This window comes from Providencia sp., from assembly GCF_052096715.1.
Taxonomy (GTDB): Bacteria; Pseudomonadota; Gammaproteobacteria; order Enterobacterales; family Enterobacteriaceae; genus Providencia.
The window spans coordinates 131,883-143,863 of the sequence record NZ_JBQDNB010000004.1; the positions used below are offsets into that span (position 1 = coordinate 131,883).

At 40.4% G+C, this 11,981-nt stretch carries 8 protein-coding genes; 4 read left to right on the forward strand and 4 right to left on the reverse strand.

Translation table 11 applies throughout. The annotated features are described in order from the left end of the window. Positions 1–20: 20 nt before the first annotated feature. Positions 21–5,309, forward strand: a complete 5,289-nt coding sequence (locus ACTH6U_RS05125) for an invasin domain 3-containing protein (protein WP_441831733.1) — start codon at positions 21–23, stop codon at positions 5,307–5,309. Between the two features lie 60 nt (positions 5,310–5,369). On the opposite strand, the gene rtcR is transcribed toward ACTH6U_RS05125, so the two are convergent. Next, positions 5,370–6,953, reverse strand: a complete 1,584-nt coding sequence (gene rtcR / locus ACTH6U_RS05130; protein WP_441831734.1) for an RNA repair transcriptional activator RtcR — start codon at positions 6,951–6,953, stop codon at positions 5,370–5,372. Positions 6,954–7,443: 490 nt separating this feature from the next. Between rtcR and ACTH6U_RS05135 the strand changes: the two genes are divergently transcribed. The 3 genes from ACTH6U_RS05135 to ACTH6U_RS05145 are packed head-to-tail and all read left to right on the forward strand — an operon-like array spanning position 7,444 to position 10,612. Then, complete coding sequence (locus ACTH6U_RS05135) at positions 7,444–8,562, forward strand: slipin family protein (protein WP_441831735.1); 1,119 nt, start codon at positions 7,444–7,446, stop codon at positions 8,560–8,562. 3 nt (positions 8,563–8,565) lie between these two features. Further along, complete coding sequence (locus ACTH6U_RS05140; RefSeq protein ID WP_294109717.1) at positions 8,566–9,792, forward strand: RtcB family protein; 1,227 nt, start codon at positions 8,566–8,568, stop codon at positions 9,790–9,792. A 25-nt stretch (positions 9,793–9,817) separates the two neighbouring features. After that, complete coding sequence (locus ACTH6U_RS05145; RefSeq protein WP_441831736.1) at positions 9,818–10,612, forward strand: nucleotidyltransferase domain-containing protein; 795 nt, start codon at positions 9,818–9,820, stop codon at positions 10,610–10,612. A gap of 101 nt (positions 10,613–10,713) precedes the next feature. Here the strand turns inward: ACTH6U_RS05145 and ACTH6U_RS05150 are convergent, their stop codons facing one another. From ACTH6U_RS05150 to ACTH6U_RS05160, 3 genes are all read right to left on the reverse strand, one after another. Next, complete coding sequence (locus ACTH6U_RS05150) at positions 10,714–11,007, reverse strand: type II toxin-antitoxin system RelE/ParE family toxin (protein ID WP_294109721.1); 294 nt, start codon at positions 11,005–11,007, stop codon at positions 10,714–10,716. Positions 11,008–11,009: 2 nt separating this feature from the next. After that, positions 11,010–11,279: a type II toxin-antitoxin system Phd/YefM family antitoxin gene (locus tag ACTH6U_RS05155; RefSeq protein ID WP_294109723.1), complete on the reverse strand. Its 270-nt coding sequence runs from the start codon at positions 11,277–11,279 to the stop codon at positions 11,010–11,012. A gap of 201 nt (positions 11,280–11,480) precedes the next feature. Next, positions 11,481–11,900 carry a DoxX family protein gene (locus ACTH6U_RS05160; RefSeq protein WP_294109725.1) on the reverse strand — a complete coding sequence of 140 codons (420 nt, stop codon included), beginning with the start codon at positions 11,898–11,900 and terminating at the stop codon, positions 11,481–11,483. Between the last annotated feature and the right edge of the window lie 81 nt (positions 11,901–11,981).

The following is an 11,981-nucleotide window of genomic DNA, read 5'->3' on the forward strand; positions in this document are numbered from 1 at the left end:
CCCATAACCAAAAAAATAAGGTGACTTGGGTAGATAAACAAGATGGTACTTATACCGCGAGTTTCCTGTTAGATACGCTTGGTAACGATGAGCTAATTGCTACTGCTAATAACATCAATAGTCAAACTCTCCGTATCCTAGTTGAAAAAGCCGTAGGCAACAGCAAAGTTACTCAAATTAAGATCCTCGCTATACTCGAACCTATAGCAGGGGCAGAAAGCACATTAGCGGTCTCACTAGCAGACTCAAATGGCCACCCTATCGAAGGTATCAAAGAGGTAACAGTTAAAGTCGGTAATAACAACACATTGATAATTCCCGTATCTCTACAACCTAATGGTAACTACATTGGCACACTACCAGGCCAACAAAGTGGCAAATATGACCTTATTGTCTCCGTCAATAATCACGATTCAGTTCCTAAACTATGGACTGTCAAAAAACCGAGCACCCTAGTTGCAATCAATGGTAATGGTAGCGGCGATCAAAATAAACGTGGTGTGGTGGCGAAAATGTTATTCACAGCTACCCCAACGGCTAATCTTAAAACGAGTGATAAATTAAAGCTCACCGTTACCTTAAAAGACTATTTTGACAATACCTTAAGGGGAATTGAGAGCACAAGTATTGTAATCAATCATAAACAAACCGGTTCCGTCGTGTGGAAAGACAATGCAGACGGCACTTACACCACCGAGCTATTATTGAAAAAACGGGGTAAAGATACGCTAACAGTGACAGTCAATAGTGTTAATAAAGAAGAAAACATTGATGTTGGCTCACCAGAAGGCCAATCTGCCGTTCAAAACGTGAAATTAGACGTTATTAACAGTAAATTATCTGTGAATGATTCAGTCGAACTACGATTAACACTGACTGACAGCCATGGCAATGGTGTTGAAAAGGTACAAACCAACGACATTCAATTAGAACATAACAATACACTTGTTTCTAAACTAACTTGGTTAGAGAAAAGTGCAGGTATTTACACCACCACGCTCCCATTGCATCAACAAGGGAAAAACACCTTTGTCAGTCGAGTTAACAACCGAGCAAATACACTACTGGCGATTAATGTCAGCGCACCAGTAGGTCCAACCCATGTTAAAACTGTCGAGCTCAAAACCAGTACCAATCAACTGATAGTGGGAAATAAAACGGAACTGACACTCACATTAACCGACCAATGGGGTAATGGCGTTGAAGGAGTTAATGCGAATGATATCGTCATTAATGATTCGCATACTAAGAAAAACCTCACAGGTTTAGTCTGGACATCAAAAGGAAACGGTATTTACACCGCCTCGACCATCATCACAATGAATGGCATGCACTCATTGAGAGCCACTGTAAATCTAATACCAAGCAGTAATATATTAATTAATGCGAAGCCATCGGCAGGTAAAGACAATGCACACAGTGCGAAATTAACGACCAGCCTAAAAACTATCACCGCAGGTGATGACGTTATTCTAACCTTTAAAGTAACTGATATTAGTGATAATCCTGTTATCAATATCGACAACAAAACTATTATTCTTAGCAATGGTAATAACGAAATTTCAACAACTTGGAATGAAGATGTCCATAGTTTAGGCCTCTATACCACCACTATCACACTCAGTGAAGTTGGAGATCACAAACTCACTGCGAGTATTGATCAGGTTAAAGATATGACCACTGTCACGGTCAATTCACCTATGGGTAAAAATGCTGTAAAAACAATCACCATTTCACCGATAGCCAACAGCGATGCAGGACAATCATCATCACTATCCATTAGCTTAACTGACGCTTATAACAACCCAGTTAAAAATATCAGCAGTGGCGATATAACTGTAACAATTGGTGGTAAAAAACAAGACATTATATTTATGGAAAAAAACAATATAAATAGATATGTCGCTCCGCTCCCTCCAGCCACAATGAGTAACTATAAAATCATCGTCGAAGTCAACGGCCAGTCAGAAACAGTCGATTGGAAAGTCAACGCACCAACAGAAATTCCTATTGGCTCTTATGATAAAGATGGTTTGCGTGGTTCATTAGACACCCTATCTATCACTCATAGTGCAAAAAGCAACACAGTAAATTCAGCAGAGAAAGTCACCCTAACAGTAAGTCTAAAAGATAAGTTTGGTAACAAACTGACTAGGGCATCGTCGAACTTGACGTTATTGACTGACTTGCAATCGGCCTCCATATGGAAAGAACTTAGTGGTGGACTATACACTCAAGAACTCACCATGAATAAACTGCGTAAACAATCGATTCAAGTGGCGGCAGATAAAATACTCAGCGATAAATTTGAGTTAACGGTTACCCCGGCCAAAGGTGCAAGTAAGGTCTATAAAAGCACACTTGAAACCAATGAAGGTACCATTGAGGCAGGCAAAGAAGTGCTATTGACATTAGCTTTAACTGATAGCGTTGATAACGGTGTTATTAATATCGATACAAGTGATATTCAGCTCATCAATAATGGTAAAGCTATCAAAGCTACATGGGCAACTAAGCAAGATGGCGTGTATACCACCAAACAACGGTTAGAGACTGTCGGTAATTACCAGTTTAAAGCCACAGTCAATAACCAACCAAGCCGCATTCAAACCGTAGAAGCCACCTACCCAAGCGGAAAAGATGTGGTGAAAGCCGCAACACTTTCCACAAATAGTAATACGCTTGATGCAGGTAAAAAAGTTGGATTAACTTTAGAACTGAAAGACCAATATGGCAACTTAGTCACAGGTGTTACTGGAGTTGATATTGCGTTAAAAGATAGCCATACCTCAGAACCTATCGATAGCCGCAGTATTGCTTGGAATATGGAATCGGCAGGCGTGTATAAAGCCACTTTACCATTAACCAAAGTGGGTAAACACACATTAACTGCAACGGTTAATAACAAGAATGTTAATGCAAAAGAAATTACGGTGAGTGCATTGAGAGGTACTAGCAATGTTAATGAGATTAAATTAACTAGCGCGAAAACATCAATGAATGTAGGTGAAAGCACCACATTAACTCTCACCTTGCTTGATAACTATGGCAATGAAGTGGCAGATGTTGCACCTAAAGATATTCAGTTTAAGAATACAGATAGCACTATTACCACTAAGGCATCGTGGGTAAAAACATCATCATACGATAGTGTTTATACGGCTCAAATCACGCTAGAGAAGGTTAAACAACACACTTTATCGGTTGAGATAAATAAACAGGTAAAAAATATCGAAATTGAGGTGAAACCACTGAAAGGAGTTAACAACGTTAAAGAGATTATGTTAACCACTGCGGCAGCTTCAATGAATGCAGGTAAAAGCACTACGTTAACCCTCACCTTATTGGATAACTATGGCAATGAAGTGGCAGATGTTACATCGAAAGACATTAAGTTCAAAAATACCGATAGCACCATTACCACGAAAGCATCGTGGGTGAAAACACCATTACACGATAGTGTCTATACCGCTCAGATAACCTTAGAAAAAGTTAAAACACACACTTTATCGGTTGAGGTAAATGGTCAGATAAAAAATATCGACATTGAGGTGAAACCACTGAAAGGAGCTAACAACGTTAAAGAGATTATGTTAACCACTGCGGCAACTTCAATGAATGCGGGTGAAAGCACTACGTTAACCCTCACCTTGTTGGATAACTATGGCAATGAAGTAGCAGATGTTGCACCTAAAGATATTCAGTTTAAGAATACTGATAGCACCATTACCACGAAAGCATCGTGGGTGAAAACACCATTACACAATAGTATCTATGCCGCTCAGATAACCTTAGAGAAAGTTAAAGCACACACTTTATCGATTGAGGTAAATGGTCAGGTAAAAAATATCGACATTGATGTGAAACCACTGGAAGGCGCTAAAAATGTTGCGAAAGTTGAGTTAAGTATGTCAGCAACCACCAAATTAGGTGTGGATACTCCACTGACATTGCAACTCAAAGATCAGTTCGGCAATGGTGTTATTAATGTTGCTAATCAAGATATTCAATTAAGACATAATCGCAAAGAAGAAAGTATCACTTGGACAGAAAGCTCTAACGGGCAATACACCACAAATTGGCAATCGACAAAAGTCGGTAAACATCAATTAGATGTGGTAGTTAATACTAGCCGTTTGATAAAACCTATCGAGATCGAATTTATGGCTCCGCAAGGCGCAGAGAGTGTTGACGTCATTGTGATAAGCACTTTTGGCCCCCTGGAAGCTGGACAGATCGTTTCAGTAATTATCAAGCTACAAGATAAACATGGTAACGATGTTTTGAATGTCAGTCCAAGTGACATTACTTTATCGAGTGACAAGCAAACTTTACCCTCAATAGGAGGGATTGATCATAGCAATAGAATCTATTCAAGCGACACTAAGTTTAACATTGTAGGAAAGCATACATTAACAGTTAGTATCAATAATACTGCCAAAACAACGGAGACAAAAGTAATCAACATCCAAGCAGGCGCCCCTGTTTTTGACAGCGGGAAAAGTGAGCTATCTGTTGATACCGATTCCGTTGAAGGTAATGGTAAAAACAACGCCACAATAACCTTAAAATTAGTTGATAAAAATGGAGCATTTATTTCAGGTAAAAAACCAAAGCTCACTTCAAACGGTGGAGTTTTAAATCACGCTATTATGCAAGAAACCACAACATCAGGTGTATATACTGCATCTGTATCAAGCTCAAAGGCAGAAAAAGTAACAGTATCCCTTGATTTTGCTACAATTAATTATGTGGGCGCAAAACAAGAGATTGATATCTATTTCTATTCTTTCCAAAATATAACCTACCCCACCGTAGTACTTGACCAACAGTATTTTCATTTCCATTCGACGATAAAGGATTATACTAATTACACGTGGGAGAATAGCCATCCAGATGTAATAGGCTTTGGTACCTATTCGGTCCCTTATATAAAGAATAAACCAAATCGTCAAAAAAATGTCATCAAACTAGTCGCTAGGCCGAATAAAAATAGCTATAAACTTGAAGCTATACGCGCAACGATAACAATAAATACATATTTCTACCCCTCGAACCAAACGGCTCTACTAAAAAATGATATTAGTCGAGAGTGTCTAAATAACGGAGACAACCTTGCTGATGAATCAAAATTAGCAACGTTACTTCAGAACCCCCTGAAAAAAATAGATACTTACCATGATGCGCATATACCCGGTGAATACTGGACAAACAACCTAACTAAAAAGATTACTAGCAACTCGATTACTTCAGGTAATTCCCCTGCCTATCGTGTATGGGTGAAATCACTTTGTATGATCAAATACTAACCCCCACATCCCCGCTTCGGCGGGGATTTTTCTTTCTGCGATTTAGCAATATAACTCCCCTCAATCCCCCGCCTTCACCCCATCCCAATCCAACTCAAATTTAGCGAGATATTTTCGCAGCCTATCTGCATCATTGGGCTGTTTTTTGTGTTGCCGCGATACCGCAAACAGCTCACGCCCCGCTTCTGACAAAGATGATGAACGGCGGCAAACTTCCAGTACCGTTGCCAGTTGCTGCTTATCGAATAAATCAATCTCACCAATTTGCGTTGGTAATGTATTTGTTGATTTTGGCTGCCATTGAGACTGCAAACGGCTAATTTCTTCCTCGGTAACCACTTTAGTGATGCGCCCACGTTCGGCAAAAGTAGCCATCCGGTTAATCGAGGCGCCAAGTTCACGGAAATTGCCACGCCACTGGGCTTGTGGGGAACAAGCAAACTTCACATAGACGTTACGAGCCTCACTATCAAAACGGATTTGGCTTTGCTGGTCTTGGCAAAATTTGGCTAATTCATAATCAATATTGGGTTCAATATCTTCACGACGTTCTTTTAACCCCGGCAAGGCAAAGGTCCACATATTGATACGGGCGTATAAATCTTCCCGAAACTTACCCGCCTCCACTTGCTCTGCAAGGTTGCGATGGGTGCCGGCAATCAGTTGAAAATCACTGTAAATTTCATTATCTGAACCAAAGGGGAAAAAACGTTTTTCTTCGATGGCTTTGAGTAACATCGCCTGCTCGTCAAGGCCAAGTTCTGCAATTTCATCTAAAAATAAAATGCCGCCATCGGCTTCTTTTAACAAACCGCCTCGTGCATTTAGCGCCCCAGTAAACGCACCTTTTACATGGCCAAATAGCGTCGACATGGCGTTATCACCCCGCAAAGTGGCACAGTTTACTTCAACAAATCGCCCTTTTACTTGATGACGGCTTTCGCGTAACTGGTAAATACGTCGCGCCAAAAACGATTTTCCCGCTCCCGTAGGCCCATTCAGTAAAATCGGCGCTTTTGAGCGCAATGCCACCCGCTCGATTTGTTCAATCATGGCGTTAAATGCGGCATTTCGGGTCGCAATACCGGATTTTAAAAACGACACCTGCTGCTGCTGCTCTTTTTGGAAGCGGCTGGTAATATGAGTATAACGACTGAGATCAAGATCAATCACCGTGTGAATACCTATCGGATCTTTCTCTCTCCCCTTTTGGCTCGGTGAGGTTTGAATTAATTTGGCAGGTAAATAATGAGCTTCCGTTAATAAAAACCAACAAATTTGAACCACATGGGTACCGGTCGTGATATGCACCAGATACTCTTCATTATCGGTATCAAATGGATAATTTGCCGAAAAATCTAATAGCGAGGTATACACCTCTTCGAAATCCCACGGGTCGGCAATGTCCACTTCATGCAGCATCACCTCAGTATTAGGCGAGGTTTCTTCAATATCATCTTTGACCCGACTCGCCATTGAGTGGTCGTCGACCTGATGCAGCAATTCAACCCGATCAATATCAAGCTCAGGTTGTTGGCACAGGCCTACCGTTGGGCGCCATTTTGTCCAGCGATTAGCTTTTTTACCTCGCCTATCAAGAACTGTACCCAATACACCAATGACCACTTTACGTTTTTTATTCATAATGAGTTTATATAAATTTATAAATGACGATATAGAAAGATAATAAATAGCCTAATTCATTTCTCTTGGTAATGTTAGCCAAATTCAACAATAAATATTTAATCTTTATTTTTCAATTTAATACAAACATTTATTGTCTCTTCATCAAAGTTGGCACGCTTCTGGCAATAATAAATTCATCCACTGCCGGAAATTGTCTGAACTTCGCGTTCAACCGGTGCAGACATGGTGACCCGAGTCACTACATGGTCTGTATGCCGCCGTCAGGAAGATACCTTATGGTAATAGCAACGCTATCAGGTTCGACTCCTGAAAAAAATACAAATCCAACTGTATAAAACTAAGCTGAAGTTAAGCTTAAAGCCGCCACTCGAGAGCCACGCCGAGTGATGAGCAGAAATTTAGACAGCCCAGTCAGGCACTCTATTTTTCCCCTCACCACTTCGCTTTTTTCTTCAGTGCCGGATAAATTTTAAAAAAGGATAAAATAATGAAAAAAATAAATATCGCTCAGGGACAAATCGCATTGACCGCTAAAAATGGAGATTTTAAACAATTACTGACTGCGGGTGAGCACCGTTTATATGATTGGTTTAACAAATTGACCGTGTCACTGTTCACCCTCGACAATGAACCTATTGAGGAAAAACTCGCGGAGCACTTGCGCCAATTTCACCCTGACTGGGTTGATGAGCACTGCCTTGATGTAGCGTTATCTGATGATGAAATCGGATTTATTTATTTACACAATAGCTTAAGCGAAATATTGCCACCCGCGACTCGTCGGTTGTATTGGAAAAATGGCAATAACTTAAAAGTAGAACTGCAATCAACAGAACATAGTGTAATTGAAACCGTATTTGTGTCACGACTAATGGGTAAAAAACGTATTAAAGGCAATGAGTTGGCCTTGATTAGCCAAGTCCCTGCATGGCATGTCGGTATGTTAAAAATTGATGGTGAGATCCAAAATTTATTACAACCAGGAACTTACGGTTATTGGAAAATCAACCACAAACCAGAAGTTGAAATAATAGACACCCGCTTGCAATCCCTTGAAGTGAGCGGACAAGAGATTTTAACTAAAGATAAAGTGACGTTACGCATCAATCTTTCGGCTAACTGGCGTTATGCAGATATCTTAATGGCATTCTCGAAATTGACCCAGCCTGTGGATTATCTGTACCGTGAGCTACAATTTGCATTAAGAGAAATTGTCGGCACCCGTTCACTTGATGAATTACTGGAAAACAAACAATTAATAGATGAATTAATATTGGCACAAATTGCCCAAAGTGCGGCTAGCTTTGGTCTGGAAATCGACAGCATCGGTGTGAAAGACATTATTTTACCGGGAGATATGCGCACGATTTTATCTCAAGTAGTTGAAGCAGAAAAATCCGCCCAAGCCAATGTTATTCGTCGCCGAGAAGAAACTGCCGCGACGCGTTCATTGCTAAATACCGCAAAAGTGATGGAAAACAACCCAGTTGCACTGCGTTTAAAAGAGCTTGAAACCTTAGAAAACATTGCGCATCGCATCGACCAAATTTCAGTTTATGGCGGTTTAGACCAAGTATTAAACGGATTAGTAAAAATTAAGGAATAAATAATGATAAACAATAAATTCAATGAATTGATTCAAGAAAATAGCGCACCAGTAAAAATGTGGACCAATGGGGTTCCTGTTGACCCGAAAGCTGTAATCCAGCTACAAAATACCGCCAAAATGCCGTTTATTTTCAAGCACCTTGCTGTGATGCCTGATGTGCACGTGGGGAAAGGTTCAACCATTGGGAGCGTGATCCCAACCAAAGGGGCGATTATCCCTGCGGCGGTGGGTGTGGATATTGGTTGTGGAATGATTGCCGTGCGAACCTCCTTAACGGCATCTGATTTGCCGGATAGCTTGCAAAATATTCGCTTTGCTATTGAGGCTGCGGTTCCGCACGGTCGAACCACACATCGACATGGACGTGATAAAGGCGCTTGGTATCGAACTCCAGATATTGTCGATACCCACTGGACACACTTAGATGAAGAGTTTAAACGTATTTGTGATAAATACCCAAAACTACGCCAAACCAACCATTACAAACACTTAGGAACACTGGGAACGGGAAACCACTTTATTGAGCTGTGTTTGGATGAGCAAAACCGCGTGTGGGTGATGTTACATAGCGGGTCGCGAGGTGTCGGAAATGCGATTGGTAATTTGTTTATCGCACTGGCGCAAAAAGATATGCAACAGCATATCGCTAATTTGCCCGATAGAGATTTGGCCTATTTCGAAGAAGGTAGTACGCATTTTAATGATTATATGCAAGCGGTCGGTTGGGCGCAGGACTTTGCCCGCCATAACCGTGAAGTGATGATGCACCGCGTGTTAGAGGCACTATCACGGGAGATCCCAAAACCTTTTACCACAATGCAAGAAGCGGTCAATTGCCACCATAACTATGTGCAAAAAGAGCAACATTTTGGTGAAGACGTTTTAGTGACACGAAAAGGTGCGGTATCGGCACGAAAAGGTCAAATGGGGATCATTCCAGGGTCAATGGGGGCAAAAAGCTTTATTGTCCGCGGGTTGGGTGACGAAGAGAGTTTTTGTTCCTGTAGCCACGGTGCAGGCCGTGTGATGAGCCGAACAGAAGCCAAAAAACGTTTCTCAGTCAGTGACCAAAAAATGGCTACCGCCCATGTTGAGTGCCGAAAAGACAGTGATGTGATTGACGAAATACCTATGGCGTATAAAGACATAGACGCGGTAATGGCGGCACAATCATCACTGGTAGAAATTGTTCACACCTTACGCCAAGTCGTGTGTGTGAAGGGATAAATATAAAAAAGTAATAGGAGAAAGCATGGAAACTGACCATGAAAGCGTATCCGTGCTAATGAAGGAACGGATACATAAAACACTCAAAGAAATAGAAGAGACTTATCACGTTAAAATACTATTTGCGTGTGAATCCGGTAGTCGCGGCTGGGGTTTTGCCTCCCGCGACAGCGACTATGATGTCAGGTTTATCTATGTGCATAAACTTGATTGGTACCTAACACTGGATAAAAAACGCGATGTGATAGAAAAACCGATTGATGATGAGCTGGATGTGTCTGGTTGGGAGTTATCTAAGGCATTGAAATTGATGCGTAACTCTAACCCTGCATTAATAGAGTGGCTGCATTCACCAATTGTTTATTTTAAAGATGAGGTATTTTTTGCTCAATTAGAGCAACTGGCAGCGCAATTTTATTCACCGTTAAAGTCACGTTACCACTACTTATCAATCAGTAAACGTAACTTACATACTGACTTTAAAGGTGAACAAGTTCGCCTTAAAAAATATTTTTATTTGCTACGTGCGGTATTAGCTTTGCGTTGGATAGAAAGGAGTAAGAGTATGCCGCCAATGGAGTTTTCAGAGCTCGTTAATGCAACGGTTACAAATAAATTAGTACGGTTAGAAATTGATGAGTTGTTGGTAATAAAAAGCCAAGCAGACGAAAGTCATTATGGTGCAAGACGACCAGCTATAGACCAACTCGTATCAGAGACTATCGCTAACGCAGAGCGAATGCAATTTCCTGAGCCAGGTTGTCGTGACAGCCGTTTATTAGATGAATTTTTTCGTAAAACCGTGTTAGAAAGTCATTAACTGGTATTTTTCAAAAAAATAGACCATCAGAAATTTTTTGATGGTCTTTTTCTTTAATAATATTAAATAATTAACAACAAAGCGTATTACCACCCGGATTTTTATAAATGAGAGTTTGGATCCTGTGTATGATGTAATACTGCCAGCACTTCAATACCTTCCGGTGCCTTTCGATAATAAATAATATGGCTTTCAACAGGAAAACTAAAAACGCCTAAATGCAAATCTTCACTACGGTCACGACCAAGAGATGGCTGATGAGCCAATATATTCGTCATTGTCACACGCAAAGAATTTGCATAAGCCTCAGCAACATTAGCTCCCCATCGACGCAGAGAATAAAGCTTGATTGAGCGGATATGTTCTTTTGCTTTATACGTAAATCTAACGCTCATCCTTAAGCCTTATTTTCAAGTTCATCCGCAGTCAATGGTGCAAACACATCGTCAATAGTATGAAATTCTCCACGTTCTGCTTGCGTAATAGATTCAGCCAAAACCGCTTTTAAACTCTGCAATTTTAGCTGCATCAGCTGGTCATATTCATCTGGAGAGATAACAACAGCGACACGTTTACCGTGCTTGCTTATTTCAACAGGTGCACGTTGAACTTTCATCAACAAATCACCAAATTGGTTTTTAGCGAGTTGTGCGGGAATTGTTTCCATACATCACCTACTGTACAAAATGGCTCGAATAGTCATTATAGCCAAAACAGCCTAAATAACCAATATTTCAAAAATCCCATTTTGATTTGAATTTCTTTACTACGCATAAAATTACGTATCAAAATAAAAGCCATCAGTACAGAATATGTATTGATGGCCTTTATAAAAAATAAGATTCAAAAAAACAAAACTTAAACTAAATTAACGCCAACACGCATTTCGCATCACTGAATATTTACCCGCACCCAAAAATGCTAAAGCAATACCACTCACAAAGAAATAAACGAGGCTTTCGATTGCCCATGCTCCGGTTTTATCGAGTAAAAATGTTTTATCCATACCGATCATTAACCATGCTACAAACATGGTAAACGCCACCAGCAACGCTGACGGGCGCGTTAAAATACCCAGAATAATAAAGATAGGTGCAATTACTTCACCTACAATAGTACCGTAAGCAATAAATTCAGGTAAGCCATAAGAAGCGAGCAATGCTTTGATACCGCTCGCGCCCGTCATTAATTTGCTCATACCATGAAAAAGCATTAAGCCACCAACAGACAAGCGTAATAGTAATTTTCCTGCATCTTCATGAGATAATAATCGATTAAATAGTCCCATAACAGCACACCCCTTTTTAATTATAGATACCTACTACTAAGTAGTATGACTTAAAAAATGCATTATGGCTTAGAAAGGTAA